At 60.5% G+C, this 17918-nt stretch carries 17 protein-coding genes; 2 read left to right on the plus strand and 15 right to left on the minus strand.

Features of this window, described 5'->3' with window-relative positions:
• Positions 1 to 123: 123 nt before the first annotated feature.
• Both QA646_RS14660 and QA646_RS14665 read right to left on the minus strand, forming a co-directional pair.
• The gene (locus QA646_RS14660; RefSeq protein WP_283056149.1) at positions 124 to 642 is read right to left on the minus strand and encodes a GNAT family N-acetyltransferase; all 519 of its coding nucleotides are present in this window, start codon (positions 640 to 642) and stop codon (positions 124 to 126) included.
• 105 nt (positions 643 to 747) lie between these two features.
• Complete coding sequence (locus tag QA646_RS14665; RefSeq protein WP_283056150.1) at positions 748 to 1704, minus strand: GNAT family N-acetyltransferase; 957 nt, start codon at positions 1702 to 1704, stop codon at positions 748 to 750.
• 245 nt (positions 1705 to 1949) lie between these two features.
• Here QA646_RS14665 and QA646_RS14670 point away from each other — a divergent pair, with 245 nt between their 5' ends.
• Positions 1950 to 2885 (plus strand): tyrosine recombinase XerC, encoded by a 936-nt coding sequence (locus tag QA646_RS14670; protein WP_283058879.1) that lies wholly within the window; start codon positions 1950 to 1952, stop codon positions 2883 to 2885.
• Between the two features lie 130 nt (positions 2886 to 3015).
• Complete coding sequence (locus QA646_RS14675) at positions 3016 to 4194, plus strand: TraB/GumN family protein (RefSeq protein WP_283056151.1); 1179 nt, start codon at positions 3016 to 3018, stop codon at positions 4192 to 4194.
• Positions 4195 to 4382: 188 nt separating this feature from the next.
• Here the strand turns inward: QA646_RS14675 and lpdA are convergent, their stop codons facing one another.
• The 13 genes from lpdA to QA646_RS14740 form a co-directional block, all read right to left on the minus strand.
• Positions 4383 to 5789 carry a dihydrolipoyl dehydrogenase gene (gene lpdA / locus QA646_RS14680; protein ID WP_283056152.1) on the minus strand — a complete coding sequence of 469 codons (1407 nt, stop codon included), beginning with the start codon at positions 5787 to 5789 and terminating at the stop codon, positions 4383 to 4385.
• 28 nt (positions 5790 to 5817) lie between these two features.
• Positions 5818 to 6456, minus strand: coding sequence for a LysE family transporter (locus QA646_RS14685; protein WP_283056153.1), 639 nt, complete (start codon positions 6454 to 6456; stop codon positions 5818 to 5820).
• A gap of 18 nt (positions 6457 to 6474) precedes the next feature.
• On the minus strand, positions 6475 to 7230 hold the full coding sequence (locus QA646_RS14690) for an SDR family oxidoreductase (protein WP_283056154.1): 756 nt from the start codon (positions 7228 to 7230) through the stop codon (positions 6475 to 6477).
• Positions 7227 to 7700 (minus strand): hypothetical protein, encoded by a 474-nt coding sequence (locus tag QA646_RS14695; RefSeq protein WP_283058880.1) that lies wholly within the window; start codon positions 7698 to 7700, stop codon positions 7227 to 7229. Before QA646_RS14695 ends, QA646_RS14690 begins: the two co-directional genes overlap by 4 nt.
• Positions 7701 to 7753: 53 nt before the next feature.
• Positions 7754 to 7996: a hypothetical protein gene (locus QA646_RS14700; RefSeq protein ID WP_283056155.1), complete on the minus strand. Its 243-nt coding sequence runs from the start codon at positions 7994 to 7996 to the stop codon at positions 7754 to 7756.
• 14 nt (positions 7997 to 8010) lie between these two features.
• Entirely contained in the window at positions 8011 to 9240 is a 1230-nt protein-coding gene (gene odhB / locus QA646_RS14705) for a 2-oxoglutarate dehydrogenase complex dihydrolipoyllysine-residue succinyltransferase (protein WP_283056156.1), read from the minus strand.
• Between the two features lie 33 nt (positions 9241 to 9273).
• A complete protein-coding gene (locus QA646_RS14710; protein ID WP_283056157.1) occupies positions 9274 to 9594 on the minus strand; it encodes a YciI family protein in 321 nt (106 codons plus the stop codon).
• A gap of 20 nt (positions 9595 to 9614) precedes the next feature.
• On the minus strand, positions 9615 to 12599 hold the full coding sequence (locus tag QA646_RS14715; RefSeq protein ID WP_283056158.1) for a 2-oxoglutarate dehydrogenase E1 component: 2985 nt from the start codon (positions 12597 to 12599) through the stop codon (positions 9615 to 9617).
• Between the two features lie 178 nt (positions 12600 to 12777).
• Positions 12778 to 13680 (minus strand): succinate--CoA ligase subunit alpha, encoded by a 903-nt coding sequence (sucD, locus tag QA646_RS14720; RefSeq protein ID WP_028751285.1) that lies wholly within the window; start codon positions 13678 to 13680, stop codon positions 12778 to 12780.
• Positions 13681 to 13686: 6 nt separating this feature from the next.
• Positions 13687 to 14883, minus strand: a complete 1197-nt coding sequence (sucC, locus tag QA646_RS14725; protein ID WP_283056159.1) for an ADP-forming succinate--CoA ligase subunit beta — start codon at positions 14881 to 14883, stop codon at positions 13687 to 13689.
• 27 nt (positions 14884 to 14910) lie between these two features.
• Positions 14911 to 15873, minus strand: coding sequence for a malate dehydrogenase (mdh, locus tag QA646_RS14730; RefSeq protein WP_028751288.1), 963 nt, complete (start codon positions 15871 to 15873; stop codon positions 14911 to 14913).
• 180 nt (positions 15874 to 16053) lie between these two features.
• A complete protein-coding gene (zapE, locus tag QA646_RS14735) occupies positions 16054 to 17217 on the minus strand; it encodes a cell division protein ZapE (protein WP_283056160.1) in 1164 nt (387 codons plus the stop codon).
• A 62-nt stretch (positions 17218 to 17279) separates the two neighbouring features.
• On the minus strand, positions 17280 to 17798 hold the full coding sequence (locus QA646_RS14740) for a protease inhibitor Inh/omp19 family protein (protein ID WP_283056161.1): 519 nt from the start codon (positions 17796 to 17798) through the stop codon (positions 17280 to 17282).
• Between the last annotated feature and the right edge of the window lie 120 nt (positions 17799 to 17918).

The following is a 17918-nucleotide window of genomic DNA, read 5'->3' on the forward strand; positions in this document are numbered from 1 at the left end:
GTGTTCCACGGCTTCTAACTAAGATGTGGAGCATTGATCGAATGTCTGTCGCATAAATTCGCGCAAAATTCAGACCTCCCGTCGAACTTTGCGACAACCCCATCTTGCCGTTGAACGCGATATTTATGGGTTCTGAGAACCAATCGGCGGCAGGCGATAGACGACTGCGCGATATTTCGAATTGGTCCGATACCCCATTATTCGGCCGCAATGTGCTTCAGCAATCCGCCTGCTGGCGATGTTCTCTTCCGCGACCGGATACTCAAAATACTCAACAGGAACATTTGCGCTGACCCATGCTGCAACTGCGCCTATCAACTCGCGCCCAAGCCCATGTCCATGAACATCGTATCGAAGCCATATGCCAAGTTCCGGTCTACCGGATTGCAGCGCATGTATGCCGACGATGCCGAGGCAACGACCGCTTCCTCTGTCACGAACGACCAGATGAATATCAGTTCGTGCTTCTATCGATGGAAGCCAAGTCTGCCAGACTTCAGCGAAAGCGACCATCGATGGTGGCGGCTCCCAAGCCATGAACCGCGTGATTTCTGGAGAAATGCAAGCGAAAACCTCGCTGGCATCCTCCGGCGTGAAAGGTCTGGCGACTGTTCGGGGCGACAAGATTTCAACGGTTGACATTCTTTATACCATCACGCGTCCTTTGGTTCAGCGTTCGCAATGTACCGACGACAGGACAAAAATCGATCTCAAAAGCCAGGGCTGTCCACGCAACAACCAACGCCGTCAAGCGGAATGTTCCGCGACCGCCGCCGCCGTATCCTGGACGGTGATCGCAGGAGCAATCGGCGTGAAAGTCGCATTTCCGTCCGCCGCCAGATCGAAGACGGTGTGCTTCTCCAGCGCCTTCGTCACTTCGTTGACCTCGCCGTCCAGTTGCTCGACCGGAATGAGATTGCCGATCATGAAATCGAAGCGGTCGCCGCGCTTGTTGAGGAGTTCGTGGAACACCGTCATGTCACGCAGTTCCGTCGACCATTTGGCAAACCAATAGAACAGCCCGGAATTGCGCGCCGTCAGATGCACCGGCAGGATCGGCAGATTATACTTGCGCGCCAGCCCCACCGCCGAGGTCTTCCATGGCCGCTCGTTCAGCCTGCCGTTGGCCCAATAGGCAATGCGGCCGGAGGGAAAGAGCACAGTGACCTTGCCCTCGGCAACGGCGCGATTGGTGAGCTGCAGCGTTTCGCGCGTCTTCAGCTTGCTTTTATATTCCTCACGCCATTCGACGGGGATGATCATCTCGGCGAATCGCGGATTGACGCGGACAGCGTCGCGATTGGCGAAAACCATCATATCGGGCCGGCGCGTCTTCAGAAGATCGAAAACGGCGACGCCGTCGGCAATGCCGGTCGGGTGGTTGCTGACGAGAATGAAGCCGCCGGAAGCCGGGATGCGCTCGGCATGGGTCACCCCAATATCCAGTTTGAGCAGATCGCTCATATATTCGAAGCACTGGAAACCCGGCAGATTGGCGACATCGTCGGCAAATTCGATCGCCTTGTTATAGCGCAGCAGCGTGTAGAGAAAGGGCCGCATCAACGGCCAAAGCGGGTTGCGAACGATCTTCTGGCCACGCTCGGCGATCAGCGTATCGACGATATGTCCGGGCTGGCCCTGAGACACCAAAGCGATCGCTTCTGCAAGTTGTCCCAATGCAGTTATCGAACCGCGACGTGCCATGAAATGCCCTGGATGGTTGGGTTATACTCTATCGCAATCGAATATGATCGAAGCATGACGAACGCCTCGCGTATACCCGCTTAAATCGATATTGACTTAAGGACCAGCCTATACGCAGTTGAAAAGGACTACTGCGATCTTTCCGTACGCAAAAGAGAGGCACGGCACAGTAGGAATGTTAGCGATTCCATAACCTTCCCTCCTTCAAAGTGGCAGAATGAATTTGCATTTCAAGGGGTTTTCCACTGAACGAGTTGCTGATTATCGCCGCTCCCGAGTTGATGGCCGAGCGCAGCCGATGGCTGGAGACGCTCGGTGAGGAACGGCGGCTTTCCGCTCATACGCTGGATGCCTACGAGCGCGACACGCGGCAATTCCTGACGTTTCTGACCGGCCATCTCGGCGGCCCGGCGACGATCAAGGACATCCACGCGTTGCGTCCCGCCGACTTCCGCGGTTTTCTGGCTGCGCGCCGCAAGGATGGCGCGGGAGCACGTTCGCTCGGGCGCAACCTCGCCGGCCTTCGTTCGTTGCTGCGCTATCTCGAAAAGAAGGGGCTGGTGAATGCGGCCGGCGCTGGCGCGGTGCGGTCGCCGAAACAGCCGAAATCGCTGCCGAAACCGCTTTCCGATACCCAGGCAATCACCGTCGTTAGCGACCAGGCGCAGATGCATGACGAGCCGTGGATCGCCGCGCGCGATACGGCGGTGCTGACCCTGCTCTATGGCTGCGGCCTGCGTATCTCCGAAGCATTGGACTTGACGCCGGAAGACGTGCGCCCCGGCGCGACAGCGCTGCGCATCACCGGCAAGGGAAACAAGACTCGGCTGGTGCCGCTGCTGCCCATCGTCGTCGAAGCGGTCGAAAGATACCGCGCGCTCTGCCCCTATCATCTCGACGAAGGCACACCGCTCTTTCGCGGCGCACGCGGCGGCAAGTTGCAGCCCGGCATCATCCAGCGCGGCATGCAGAAGCTGCGCAGCGCCTTCGGGCTACCGGACACGGCGACGCCGCACGCGCTGCGCCATTCTTTCGCCACGCATCTGCTCGCAGGTGGCGGCGACCTGCGCACGATCCAGGAATTGCTCGGCCATGCCAGCCTTTCGACGACACAGGTCTATACCGGCGTCGATTCGTCACGGCTGCTGGAGGTTTATGATCGGGCTCATCCGCGGGCATAAGAAAGCATTAACCTCTCGCGTTAAGGGAATATGCGTCTCAGGCGGATAGAGCAGAAGCATGTATCGGCATGTCTCGCGAAAGCCATGTTAGCGCTTTAGGAGTCGTGCCCTCTGCCAGCGGAAGGTTTAGATGATTTCTGCCCTCGAACCTAAGACGATGCGGTCGATGAAACCGGCAATCGGCGACCTCCTCCTTTGGCTCGCCGCAGCCTTTCCGTTGATGCTGTCAGCTCTGTTGATATCAACCATACTGAGCTTGCAGCCGGCGCATGCCGCCGAGACGGCATCCGGTGGCGGTAGTGCCAAAGATCCGTTTGGAAAGCTGCAGAAAGACGATTTCGCCAAAATCGGAGCCTTACTCAAAGAGGCAACGTCCGATAGCTGCGGCGGCAAGGATCTGATGGCTGAACTGCAGAAAAGCGACCCCGCGAAATATGCCTCGATCCTCGCCGAGGGTGACAAGGTGGCGAACGGCAAAAGTATTTTCTGGAAGATCGAAAAGCCTGGCCTGAAACCCTCCTGGCTGCTCGGCACCATGCATGTCAGCGACGCACGCGTGCTGACCATGCCGAAGGGTGCTGCCGAAGCAAGTGCTGCGGCCGATACGATCGTCGTCGAATCCGACGAAATCCTTGACGATAAGAAAGCGGCGGCGGCGCTCTTCGTCAATCCGTCTTTGACCATGCTGACCGACGGCTCGACCATCAGCCAGCATCTGTCGCCCGAAGAGAATGCCAAGCTGGAAGCCGGCCTCAAACAGCGCGGCGTGCCGCTCGCCGCTGTCGCCCATATGCAACCCTGGTTGATTTCGAGTTCCTTCGAAATGACGAGCTGTGAAGTCCGCCGCAAAGCGGCCGGCATGAAGTTCCTCGATCAGAAGCTTGCGAGCGACTCGGCCGCTAGCGGCAGGCAGGTCAAGGGCCTTGAGACACTGGCCGAACAGGCCAAGGCGATGAGCGATCTGCCGGTCAAGCTTCACCTGAAATCACTGATCCAGACGCTGGAACTCGGCGACAAGATCAACGACGTCAACGAAACCATGACCGATCTCTATCTCGCCGGCAATATCGGCGCGATGATACCGATGCTGAAGACTATCGAACCAGACGAGACGCTATCCGACGAAGACACCGCCACCTTCGAACAGCGCATCATTCTTGACCGCAACAAGGTGATGGCGGAGCGCGCCGCACCCATCCTCGCCAAAGGCAACGCCTTCATCGCCGTCGGCGCATTGCATCTTGTGGGCGATCAAGGTCTCGTGGAACTGCTGCGCAAGCAGGGTTTCACCGTGACGGCTCTAAATTAATCGACACTTCGAAAGACCCCTCCCAGCCCTCCCACAAGGGGAGGGAGTTAACGCGTTGCGCAACCGCGCCAAACGGTGGCGTTCAGTTTGCACGGCAGGCCAATTTCGCATAGCCACCGGTGGCAAGGTTTGAGCCGGAAGGTATGGCATGTGAAGCCCCTCCCACTTGTGGGGAGGGGCTTCACATATTACATATGGATCGGCTTGAAGAAGGTCGCGAGTGCGGCTTCCTTCACGGCTTCCGACATGGTCGGATGCGCATGGCAGGTGCGGCCGAGATCTTCCGACGAACCGCCGAATTCCATCAATACGGCAATCTCGTGGATCATCTCGCCAGCGCCGAAGCCGACGATGTGGCCGCCGAGAACGCGGTCGGTGTCCTTGTCCGCCAGAATCTTGACGAAGCCGTCGGTCGCCAGCATCGCACGGGCGCGGCCGTTGGCGGTGAAGGGGAATTTGCCGACCTTGTAGGCGATACCCGCAGCCTTCAGCTCTTCCTCGGTCTTGCCGACAGAAGCAATTTCCGGCTGCGTGTAGACCACATTCGGAATGACATCGTAGTTCACATGGCCTGCCTGGCCGGCGAGGATTTCGGCAAGCGCCACACCCTCGTCTTCCGCCTTGTGCGCCAGCATCGGGCCTTTCACCACATCGCCAATGGCATAGATGCCGGCGACATTGGTCCTGAAATGGCCATCGATCTCGACCCGGCCGCGATTGTCGAGGGCTACGCCGGCCTCTTCAAGGCCAAGACCCGCCGTGTAAGGCTTGCGTCCGGTGGACACCAGCACGACATCGGCATCGAGCACCACCTTGTCGCCGCCCTTGACCGGCTCGAAGGTGACCTTGGCGCCATTGCCGACCTTCTCGACGCCGGTGACTTTGGCACTGAGGTGGAAGTCGATGCCCTGTTTGGCGAGCATGCGCTGGAACTGCTTGGAAACTTCGCCGTCCATGCCGCCGAGAATGGTGTCGAGATATTCGACGACGGTGACCTTGGCGCCGAGGCGCGACCAGACCGAGCCGAGTTCGAGGCCGATGACGCCGCCGCCGACGACGATCATGTTGGCCGGCACCTTGTCGAGCGCGATGCCGCCGGTGGAGGAGATGATCACCTTCTCATCGATTTCGAGAGGCACGCCGGGAATGCCGGCAACGTCGGAACCGGTGGCGATGACGATGTTCTTGCCTTCGATCTCGGTCACCTTGCCGTCGTCAGCAGTGACTGAAACCTTGCCGGCAGCAACGATCTTGCCGGTACCCTGGAAGGCATCGATCTTGTTCTTCTTGAAGAGGAAGGCGACGCCGTCGACATTCGCTTTCACCGTCGCATCCTTATGCGCCATCATCTTCGAGAGATTGAGCGTCGGTGCCGTGACTTCGATGCCGAGCGCGTCCATGCCATGGCCGGCATGATGGAACATTTCGGAAGCGTGCAGCAGTGCCTTGGACGGGATGCAGCCGACGTTGAGGCAGGTGCCGCCGAAGGTGGTGCGCTTTTCGACGACTGCCACCTTGAGACCGAGCTGCGCCGCCTTGATGGCGCAGACATAGCCGCCTGGGCCGGTTCCGATAATGATCACATCGTAGGACATATCTTAATTTCCTTGTTTGCTATCTCTGTTAGTCAGTCGCGCGCGCCAATGCGAGGCGGATGCCGAAGCCGACGAGCGCCGTTCCGGTGATGCGGTTGAACCATTTGCCGCTGGCGATGAAACGATCGCGGACCGGCTTGACGGTGAAGAAGACGGAGACGCCGGCAAACCAGGCGACGAGAGCCGCCGCCATGCCGATGCCATAGGAAAACTGGATCAGCGCCGGCGTGTCGTGATGCACGAGCGTCGAAAACAGCGACAGGAAGAACAGCACCGGCTTCGGATTGAGCGCATTGGTGATGAAACCCGTCGCCAGGCAGCGCCAGATGGAAACCGGCTTGCGGTCCTCCTCGCCGATCTCGATCTCCTTCACCTTGAAGCCCGGCTGGCGGAAGGACTTGATGCCGAGATAGACCAGATAAAGGACGCCGGCCCATTTGATCAGGCTGAAGAGCATCAGCGATTTCGAGACGATGAGGCCGAGGCCGAGAATGGTGTAGCTGACGTGAAAGAGCAGAGAGAAGCCCATGCCGAGCCCGGTCATGACGGCCGCACGGCGGCCATGCACGATGCTCTGGCGCAGGATGACGGCAAAATCAGCGCCCGGTGCAACGATGAAAATCGAAAACACCGCCATCAGGCCGAGGAATTCCAAAACATACTGCATGATCACTGCCCTTTCCGATCAACGGCCGCCGCTCACATCGAGGATGGCGCCCGTTATATAGGATGCCTGGGGGCTCAAGAGGTAGAGGATGGCGTCAGCCACCTCGTCCGCCGTCCCCGCCCTCTTCATCGGCAGTTGCGGGGCAATCTCGCGCGGCCGGTCGGGCAGGCCGGCGGCAGCGTGGATTTCCGTATCGATGATGCCCGGCCGTACGGCGTTGACCCTAATGCCCTCGGCCGCCACCTCTCGCGCCAGCCCAACCGTGAACGTGTCGATCGCACCCTTGGACGCAGCATAATCGACATACTGTCCGCCGCCGCCCAACGTGGCCGCCACGGAGGAGAGATTGACGATCGCGCCACCCTTGCCGCCATGGCGGGTGGACATGCGGCGGATGGCTTCTGCGGCTGCGAGCAACGAGCCGGTAATATTGATGCGAAACATCCGGTCGAGTCGCTCCGGCGTCATCTCGTCCAGACGCTGCACACGATCGACGATGCCGGCATTGTTGACGAGGCCGTCCAGCCCGCCGAAATGCCCGTCGACGGTTGCGAAAATGGTGCGGATGTCCTCGGGCGAGCCGACGTCGCCGGCGACCGCAATCGCCTCCCCACCGGCATCGCGGATCGTGGTAACGACTGCGTCCGCCGCCGCTTTGTTCGAGGCGTAATTGACGGCTACGGACCAGCCTTGCCGGGCAGCGGCAACCGAAACCGCCGCCCCGATGCCGCGGCTGCCGCCGGTGACGAGAAGAACAGGGGATTTGCCAGTCATTCGCCGCATCCTTTCAAGGTCAAGACATCCCAGGGGGCGACGGTCGCTTTGCCTTTGCCCCAGATAGAGGATTCACGGATCGAAGGTCCGAGCGCCGGCAGGACCAGCCGCGCCGCAGCGCCCACGCCCTCCGCCGGCAAGGCGCTGATATTGCCCGTCCGATCGGAGGCATAGATCATGCCCTGCCATATGGTGCAGGCGCGGAGATCCGCGCCCGTCACATCGCCTTCCGGGCAGTCGAACATGATCAGGCCGTTGGCGCGCAGTTGATCATCCGAGCGCATCACCACGCCATCCGCTACAATCGGCGTGTTGCGCACCGAGAATTTGAACTTGTTACTGGCGGCCGCCGCCTCGGAACCGACAGGTTCGAAACGCAGTTCGTAGGCATTTTCCACGTCGCCGTAGATAGCTTTTTCCTGCACGCATTCATCCGCCAGCACAGGCGCGGGAATGGCTGCAAACGCCATTATCGCCCAATGTATGGGGGCCAATCGTGCCATCGTGTGGTTCGCCGACAAGGTCATTCTCCCTCCGGCGCGGCCAGCGGATCGCTAGCGACGATGCGGACGGACGTCCGTTCGACATCGCCCATATGGAAGGCGGTGATCGACCGGCCGGCGAGATCGGCGTCGCTCCACGACGCCAGATCGAGATTGCTGCAGAGCTTTCCGGCGTCGAAATCATCCGCAACAGCGGAGAATGGCATCCACGCGGCGACGGCGCACAAGAGTCCGCGCATCGTCCGCATGGGCCATTTCGACATGAGCCGGCGCTCCCTTAGAGATCGAGAACCAGACGTTCCGGATCTTCCAGGCTTTCCTTGACGCGCACGAGGAACGTCACTGCTTCCTTGCCGTCGACGATGCGGTGATCGTAGGAGAGCGCCAGATACATCATCGGGCGGATAACGACCTGGCCGCCGATGGCGACCGGACGTTCCTGGATCTTGTGCATGCCGAGAATGCCCGACTGTGGCGCATTCAGGATCGGCGAGGACATCAGCGAGCCGTAGACACCGCCGTTGGAGATGGTGAAGGTGCCGCCCTGCATGTCGGCCATGGAGAGCTGGCCGTCACGAGCTGCCTTGCCGAGGCGGCCGATTTCCTTCTCGATCTCGGCGATCGACATCTGGTCGGCATCGCGCACGATCGGAACGACGAGACCCTTGTCCGTGCCGACAGCAACGCCGACGTGGCAGTAGTTCTTGTAGATGATGTCGGTGCCGTCGATTTCGGCGTTGACGGCCGGGAGTTCCTTCAACGCATGCGTGACGGCCTTGGTGAAGAAGCCCATGAAGCCGAGCTTAACGCCATGCTTCTTCTCGAAGATGTCCTTGTACTTGTTGCGCAGGTCCATGACGGCCTTCATGTCCACCTCGTTGTAGGTGGTGAGCATGGCAGCGGTGTTCTGCGCATCCTTGAGGCGCTTGGCGATCGTCTGACGCAGGCGGGTCATCTTCACCCGCTCTTCGCGGCCGGCATCTTCGACGGTGGTCGGTGCACGGGCGGCAACCGGAGCAGCAGGCGCGGCGGTGGGAGCCGAGGCAGCCTTGGCGACAGCCGTAATGACATCACCCTTCAGGACCTGGCCGCGCTTGCCGCTGCCATCGACCTGATCGGCGGAGAGGTTGTTTTCGGCAAGCAGCTTGGCGGCGGCGGGCGCCGGCGGCATGGCGGAAGCCGGTGCGGCAACCGGAGCAGCGGCTGCCGGTGCGGGTGCGGCGGCAGCAGCCGGTGCGGCAGCCTGGGCCGGAGCAGCCGCGGCGCCATTACCAGCGCTGATCTGGCCGAGCAGCGCGCCGAGGCCGACGGTTTCACCGGCCTGGACGACGATTTCGGACAGCGTGCCGGCTGCGGGTGCGGGAACTTCGATCGTCACCTTGTCGGTTTCCAGCTCGAGAATCGGCTCATCGGCCTTGATGGCATCGCCGACCTTCTTGAACCAGGTGCCGACGGTCGCCTCGCTGACGGATTCGCCGAGGGTAGGAACGCGGATTTCAGTGGCCATTGTTCAGATCCTGATTTTTCGTCGTTATAAAATTTAGATGGAACTTCCGGCGGCAGGCGGCCGGAGAATGATCGAGGGCATCGGCGAGATTTCGATATGGAAACCGAGCCCGGCGAGAACGACGGGATCGGCATCACCAAGCGCCTTGGCGGCAGCGGCGTCTTCCACATCGACGACAGCCATGCCGAAAGCACCGTCGGCCGCGAAGACCGGACCGACGACAATTGCCGTTCCGACACTCGCATGTTCGCGCCAGTAGGCGGCGTGTTGCTGCATGGCGGCCATCTCCTCCCCTGTGGCGTCATGCGGGAAGCTGGGGCGCGGCGGCACAAGTTTCAGATGAAAATAGGCCATCGCGCACCCCCTATTCGCCTTTAACCGCCGAGCGCGTCCTCAAGGAATGCAGCGAGCTGCGCCAGATGCTTGGACATCAAGCCCGTCGCCGGAGAGGCGGCGGCCGGACGGCCGGTGTAGCGAACCCGCTGGTACTTGGCATCGATATGGGCAAGCACCCATTCCAGATAGGGATCGATGAAGGACCATGCGCCCATGTTCTTCGGCTCTTCCTGGCACCAGACCATCTCCGCATTGCGGAAGCGGCTGAGCTCGTTGATGAGCGCCTTGGCCGGAAACGGATAGAGCTGTTCGATACGCAGCAGGTAGATATCGTCGATGCCGCGCTTCTCGCGCTCTTCCAGCAGGTCGTAATAGACCTTGCCAGAGCAGATGACGACGCGACGGATCTTGTTGTCCTTCTGCAGCTTGATCGGGCCGTCCTTGATCACTTCCGCATCGTCCCAGAGCAGGCGATGGAACGAGGTTTCCCCGGCCATCTCCGCAAGAGCGGACACCGCACGCTTGTGACGTAGCAGCGACTTCGGCGTCATCAGGATCAGCGGCTTGCGGAAATCGCGCTTCAACTGACGGCGCAGAATGTGGAAATAGTTCGCCGGCGTGGTGACATTGGCGACCTGCATGTTGTCTTCGGCACAGAGCTGCAGATAGCGCTCGAGGCGGGCCGAGGAGTGTTCCGGACCCTGGCCTTCATAGCCGTGCGGCAGCAGGCAGACGAGGCCGGACATGCGCAGCCACTTGCGTTCGCCCGATGAGATGAACTGGTCGAAGACGACTTGTGCACCGTTGGCGAAATCGCCGAACTGCGCTTCCCAAAGCGTCAGCGCATTCGGACGAGCCAGCGAATAGCCGTATTCGAAGCCAAGCACGGCCTCTTCCGACAGCATCGAGTTGATGACTTCATAGCGGGCCTGGGTCGGCGACAGATTGGCGAGCGGGATGTAGCGCTCTTCGGTTTCCTGATCGTAGAGAACCGAATGACGCTGCGAGAAGGTGCCGCGCTCGCAGTCTTGGCCGGACAGACGGATCTTGTGGCCTTCGACCACCAGCGAGCCGAAAGCCAGCGCTTCCGCCATCGCCCAGTCGATGCCTTCGCCTGTCTGGACCATGCCGGCGCGGTTTTCCATGAAGCGCTGGATCGTGCGATGCGCATGGAAACCTGCCGGAATTTCCGACAGCTTGCGGCCGATATCCTTCAGCATCTTCATCGGCACGGCAGTCTTGCCGCGACGCTGCTCGTCGGCATTGTCGGCCGCATGCAGGCCCGACCACTCGCCGTCCAGCCAGTCGGCCTTGTTCGGCTTATAGGACTGGCCGGCCTCGAACTCCTGCTCGAGATGAGCACGCCAGTCGGCCTTCATCTTCTCGACTTCGCCTTCGGTCAACACACCTTCGCCGACCAGCCGCTCGGAATAGAGCTGCAACACTGTCTTATGGGCACGAATGACCTTGTACATCTTCGGCTGCGTGAAGGACGGCTCGTCGCCTTCATTGTGGCCGTAGCGGCGGTAACAGAACATGTCGATCACGACCGGCTTGTGGAACTTCATGCGGAATTCGGTCGCGATCTTCGCCGCATAGACGACCGCTTCCGGATCATCGCCGTTGACATGGAAGATCGGCGCCTCGATCATCTTGGCAACGTCCGACGGATAGGGCGACGAACGCGAGAAGGCCGGATTGGTGGTGAAACCGATCTGGTTGTTGATGATGACGTGCATCGTGCCGGCGACACGGTGGCCGCGCAGACCGGAAAGGCCGAGGATTTCAGCCACGACGCCCTGACCGGCGAAAGCCGCGTCGCCGTGGATCAGCAACGGTACGACCTTAGAGCGTTCGGAGAGCGGAATGATGTCGCCGTCCCAAAGGGTGGCGCTCATATCCTGCTTGGCGCGGGCCTTCCCCATGACGACGGGATTGACGATTTCCAGATGCGACGGATTGGCCGTCAGCGAAACGTGCACCTTGGTGCCGTCGAAATCGCGATCCGAGGAAGCGCCGAGATGGTACTTGACGTCGCCCGAGCCTTCGACCTCGTCCGGCGCGTAGGAGCCGCCCTTGAACTCATGGAAGATCGCGCGGTGCGGCTTGCCCATGACCTGGGAAAGCACGTTGAGGCGGCCGCGATGGGCCATGCCGAACACGGCTTCCTTGAGGCCGAGCTGGCTGCCGCTCTTCAGAATCTGCTCCAGCGCCGGGATCAGCGATTCGCCGCCATCGAGGCCGAAACGCTTCGTGCCCTTGAACTTGACATCGAGGAACTGCTCGTAGCCCTCGGATTCGATCACCTTCTGCAGGATCGCCTTTTTGCGGTCCGCGCTGAAGTTGATCCCCTTATTGACGCCCTCGATACGTTCCTGGATCCACGCCTTCTCTTCCGGATTGGAGATATGCATGAATTCGACGCCGAGCGTCGAGCAATAGGTGCGCTCGAGGATTTCCATCATCTCGCGCACGCTCGCAAATTCAAGGCCGAGCACGTTATCAATGAAAATCTTGCGGTCGAGGTCGGCCTCGGTGAAGCCGTAGGCTTCCGGCGACAGTTCCTTGTAATCTTCCACGGGGGCGGCGATGCCGAGCGGGTCGAGCTTGGCGTGCAGGTGGCCGCGCATGCGATAGGCGCGGATCATCATGATGGCACGGACGGAATCGCGCGTCGCCTGCAGGACGTCGGCGGTATCGGTCGGCTTGCCGGCGGCTTCGGCCTTGGCCTTCACCTTGGTTTCGATGACCTTCTCGACGATGCCCCAGTTGCCGTCGAGTGCGGAGACGAGCTCGCCATTTGCCTGGATCGGCCAGTTCTTGCGCTGCCAGGAGGCGCCCTTGGCGGCCTTCTTCACATCGTCAGGACTGTCTTCCAGTGCCTTGAAGAATGACCGCCACTCGTCGGCGACCGACGATGGGTCTTCCTCGTAACGCGCATAAAGCTGCTCGATATAGGCAGCATTGGCGCCGTCCAGGAACGAGGTGATCTGAAATTGCTCGTTGGCTTCTTGCCTTGCCATGGTGATATGCGGACACTCTCGTCCGCCTCCCGACTTGTTTGCTTTGCCGGCTTATGGAACCCGGCGACCATATTTATTTCGTCTGCGATCCTTGGACCGCACATCTGCTCTTACAAATTCGAAAGCCGGACGGGATGTGCGGATGCCGCCGCCCGTCCGGGTCTTGCTACAGGTAGGATCAGCCCTTCAGGACTTCCACCAGCGTCTTGCCGAGACGTGCCGGCGAAGGCGACACGCGGATGCCTGCCGATTCCATCGCTGCGATCTTGTCTTCCGCGCCGCCCTTGCCGCCGGAAATCACGGCGCCGGCATGGCCCATGGTGCGGCCGGGAGGTGCCGTGCGGCCGGCGATGAAGCCGACCATCGGCTTCTTGCGGCCCTTCTTGGCTTCGTCCTTGAGGAATTGCGCGGCGTCTTCTTCCGCCGAGCCGCCGATTTCGCCGATCATGATGATCGACTTGGTTTCGTCGTCGGCGAGGAACATTTCCAGGACATCGATGAATTCGGTGCCCTTGACCGGGTCGCCGCCGATGCCGACAGCCGTCGTCTGGCCGAGGCCTTCGTTGGTGGTCTGGAACACGGCTTCATAGGTCAGCGTGCCGGAACGCGAGAGAACGCCGACCGAGCCCTTCTTGAAGATGGAGCCCGGCATGATGCCGATCTTGCATTCGTTCGGGGTCAGAACGCCCGGGCAGTTCGGTCCGATCAGGCGGGATTTGGACTTCTGCAGGCGATCCTTGACCTTGACCATATCGGCGACCGGAATGCCTTCCGTGATGCAGACGATCAGCGGGATCTCGGCTTCGATCGCTTCGAGAATTGCAGCAGCAGCACCTGCCGGCGGCACGTAGATGACCGAGGCGTTGGCGCCGGTCGCATCCTTGCCTTCAGCAACCGACTTGAAGATCGGCAGCTTTTCGCCGTCCTTGCCGGTCCAGGTTTCGCCACCCTTGGAGGGGTGGATACCGCCGACCATCTTCGTGCCGTGATAGGCAAGCGCCTGTTCGGTATGGAAAGTGCCGGTCTTGCCGGTCAGGCCCTGAACGAGAACCTTGGTGTCTTTGTTGATGAGGATCGACATCTTGCCTCAGGCTCCCTTGACTGCCTTGACGATCTTCTGGGCGGCATCGTCCAGGTCATCGGCCGAGATGACATTGAGACCGGATTCATTGATGATCTTCTTGCCGAGCTCGACATTGGTGCCTTCGAGGCGCACGACGAGCGGAACCTTCAGACCGACTTCCTTGACGGCTGCGAGCACGCCTTCGGCGATGACATCGCACTTCATGATGCCGCCGAAGATGTTGACCAGGATGCCTTCGACAGCCGGGTCTGCGGTGATGATCTTGAAGGCCGCGGTGACCTTTTCCTTGGTGGCGCCGCCGCCGACATCGAGGAAGTTCGCCGGCTCGGCGCCGTAGAGCTTGATGATGTCCATGGTGGCCATGGCAAGGCCGGCGCCGTTGACCATGCAGCCGATGTTGCCGTCGAGGGCGACATAGGCGAGGTCATACTTGTGCGCTTCGATTTCCTTGGCGTCTTCTTCGGTCGTGTCGCGCAGCGCAACGATGTCCTCGTGACGGAACAGCGCGTTGCCGTCGAAGGAAACCTTGGCGTCGAGGACACGCAGGCGGCCATTGGTCATGACGATCAGCGGGTTGACTTCGAGCAGGGCCATGTCCTTTTCGACAAAGGCCTTGTAGAGGATCGGGAAGAGCTTGGCAGCGTCTTCGCGGGCAGCGCCTTCGAGCTTCAGCGCGTCGGAAAGGGCGGCCGCGTTGGCAGCCGTAACGCCGGTCGCAGGGTCGATGGCGACGGTGATGATCTTTTCCGGTGTGTCGTGCGCAACGGTCTCGATGTCCATGCCGCCTTCGGTCGAAACGACGAAGGCAACCTTGCCGACCGCGCGGTCGACCAGGATCGAGAGGTAGAGTTCGCGGTCGATATCGGCGCCGTCTTCGATGTAGAGGCGGTTGACCTGCTTGCCGGCCGGGCCGGTCTGCTTGGTCACCAGCGTATGGCCGAGCATTTCCTTGGCATTGGCAACGACATCCTCGATCGACTTGGCGAGGCGAACGCCGCCCTTGGCGTCGGGGCCGAGTTCCTTGAACTTGCCCTTGCCGCGACCGCCGGCATGAATCTGGCTCTTGACGACGTAAAGCGGGCCAGGAAGCTGCTTTGCTGCGGCTTCAGCTTCGTCGGCGGAGAAGATGGCAACGCCGTCCGCGACGGGTGCGCCATAGGTCTTCAGCAGAGCCTTGGCCTGGTATTCATGAATGTTCATGGATTTATCCTTATTGGAACGCGGAAATTACTTCAGCGACGGCGCGATGGTGGCGCAGGCTTCGCAGAGGCCGGCAACGGCCGCGACCGACTTGTCGAAGGCTTCCTTCTCGGCCTTGTTCAGGTCGATCTCGATGACGCGCTCGATGCCGCCGGCGCCGATGACGGTGGGAACGCCGACATACATGTCCTTCACGCCGTACTGGCCGGAGAGGTATGCGGCGCAAGGCAGAACGCGCTTCTTGTCCTTGAGATAGGATTCAGCCATCGCGATGGCGGAAGCGGCCGGAGCATAGTAGGCCGAGCCGGTCTTCAGCAGACCGACGATCTCGGCGCCGCCGTCACGGGTGCGCTGGATGATTTCTTCGAGGCGCTCCTTGGTGACCCAGCCCATGGTGACGAGGTCGGTCAGCGGAATGCCGGCAACGGTCGAGTAACGGGCGAGCGGCACCATCGAGTCGCCGTGGCCGCCGAGAACGAAAGCGGAGACGTCTTCGACCGATACGTTGAATTCCTTGGCGAGGAATAGGCGGAAGCGCGACGAGTCGAGCACGCCGGCCATGCCGACGACCTTGTTGGTCGGCAGGCCCGAAAACTTCTGCAGAGCCCAGACCATGGCGTCGAGCGGATTGGTGATGCAGATCACGAACGCGTCCGGGGCATACTTCTTGATGCCGGCGCCGACCTGTTCCATGACCTTGAGGTTGATGCCGAGAAGATCGTCGCGGCTCATGCCCGGCTTGCGGGGAACGCCGGCGGTGACGATGCAGACATCAGCGCCCTCGATCGCGGAATAGTCGCTGGCGCCGGTGAGATTGGCGTCGAAGCCTTCGACCGGCGAAGACTGGGCGATGTCTAGGCCCTTGCCCTGGGGAATGCCGTCCGCGATGTCGAACAGGACGATGTCGCCCAGTTCTTTCAGGCCGGCGAGATGCGCCAGCGTGCCACCAATCATGCCAGAACCAATAAGTGCGATCTTGTTGCGCGCCATTTCGGTGTATCCTTTGCGATCAAAATCCGTGGCGGGACACCTTGCAAGGCATCCACCGTTGCCGCCAATCGCATAGACCCAAAGGCCGAAATTGGCAATTGATTATTTTTGGATCAGGTATTTCAATCGGTTAGATCAAAAATGTCTTACGTAAACGTAAGACATTCTGTCACTAAATCGTTACTCGGCAGCGCGCTTGCCGTGAGTCTGGGTGAGATATTCCGCGCTGCGCATTTCGAAAAGCCGCGACGCGGTGCGGTCGAATTCAAAGCCTTCCGTGCCCCGTCTTTCGATCAGAAGATCCTCCGGCATCGCCTCGGCCGAAACGAAAAGCCGGACCCCATGATCGTAAAGCGTGTCGATGAGAATGATGAAACGCTTGGTCTGATTGCGCTTTTCCGGCCCGAGCTTCGGAACGCGGTCGAGAAAAATCGTATCGAACCGTTTGGCGATCGCCAGAAAATCGGCCGCACCCAAGGGCTGTTCACAGAGATCCGCGAAGGAGAAGCGAGCCATGCTATCGGCGGCGAGCGGCACATGGATGGAACGTCCCTTCATCGGGATCTCCAGCGGCTGCGCCTTGCGTCCGTGCAGCACCTGCACCCATGACGCATCCATCGCCATGTCGGTGCGCTCATTGATGGGGATCAGATAAACCGGCTGGCTGTTCAACTTCTCCATGCGGTAATCGGTCGGCGAGTCCAGCGTAACGACATCGACATGGCGTTTCAAAAGATCGATGAAGGGCAGGAACAGGCCACGATTGAGACCGTCGCGATAGAGATTGTCCGGCTCGACATTCGATGTGGCAACCAACACACAGCCGAGCGAAAACAGCTCGGAAAACAGCCGCGACAGGATCATCGCATCGGCGATGTCTGTCACGGAGAATTCGTCGAAGCAAAGCAGCTCCGCCTGACCATAAAGCTCGGCTGCGACCGGCGGCACCGGATCGGCCTGCTTGGTTTCGCCGTTCTTGAACTTCAGCCGATGGGCGGCGATGCGGTTGTGCACGTCTGCCATGAACTCATGGAAATGAGCCCGGCGTTTTTTGCTGCAGGGTGCCATGCCGAAGAACATATCCATCAGCATGGTCTTGCCGCGCCCGACACTGCCATGGATATAGAGGCCGCGAACGATCTGGGCCGGCTTCTTGCGCGCGGCAAACATCCAGCCGAGCGCGCTCGATTTGGTTGCCGGCCGCTTCCGCTTGAGATCGGCAAGCACGAGATCGAGGGATTTCGCCACATCCATCTGCTCCGAATCCACCTGGAGCGATCCGGAAGCCGTCAGCGCCTTCAAATGTTCGACGACGCTGATGGAATAGTCGGGCATGGGCTGCATGGGGTGATACCCGCCTGTGCAAGGAGGAAGCGGCGGGATGGCCCAACCGCTTCAAAAGAGCTTTATCGGCTGAGGCTGAGCGGCTGACCGGAGGCCGTGGAGCCGTTGAAGCGCGAATCGGCCGTCTTGTAGAGCGTGCCGATCTGGCTGCCATCGCGGTTCTTCAGGATAACCTGCTTGCCGGAAACTTCCCAGGACCCCATCGTCGTCAGCTCGCCCGCACAACCGCGCGTGCCGCCGCGCGAGCCGCTGCCGAGATTGGTGAGCGTCAGGAACATGTCGCAACTCGAACCGCCATTGCTGACCTTCCAGCTACCGACCATGGATTCCTTGGTCACGTCCTGCGCAGAAGCGGCCATCGCCTGCTGTTGCTGCTGGTTGGCAGCATTCGGCGTATTCGTCGGCGCTGCCGGAAACTGTGAGGCGCCGGTCGTTGGCGGAAGCTGGCTGGATTGGACGGAAGGAACGGGCTGAGCCTGCAGTGGCGCGGGAGAATATTCGTCGTTGTTGTATGCTGTGCGCTGGCAACCGGCAAGCGACAGACCTATCGCCGCAGCCGTCGCTGCATATCTCAATTGCATCATCATACTCCTAATTGTCCACCATCGATGTTTGCAAACTGGCGCTTAGTTAGGTTGGGATTATCGTATTTCACTTTGGTTAATCAAGTCGCTACACGGCATAAATCGCTGGAGGCCATA

Origin of the sequence: Rhizobium sp. CB3090, assembly GCF_029714285.1 — a bacterium.
Classification (GTDB): Bacteria; Pseudomonadota; Alphaproteobacteria; order Rhizobiales; family Rhizobiaceae; genus Rhizobium.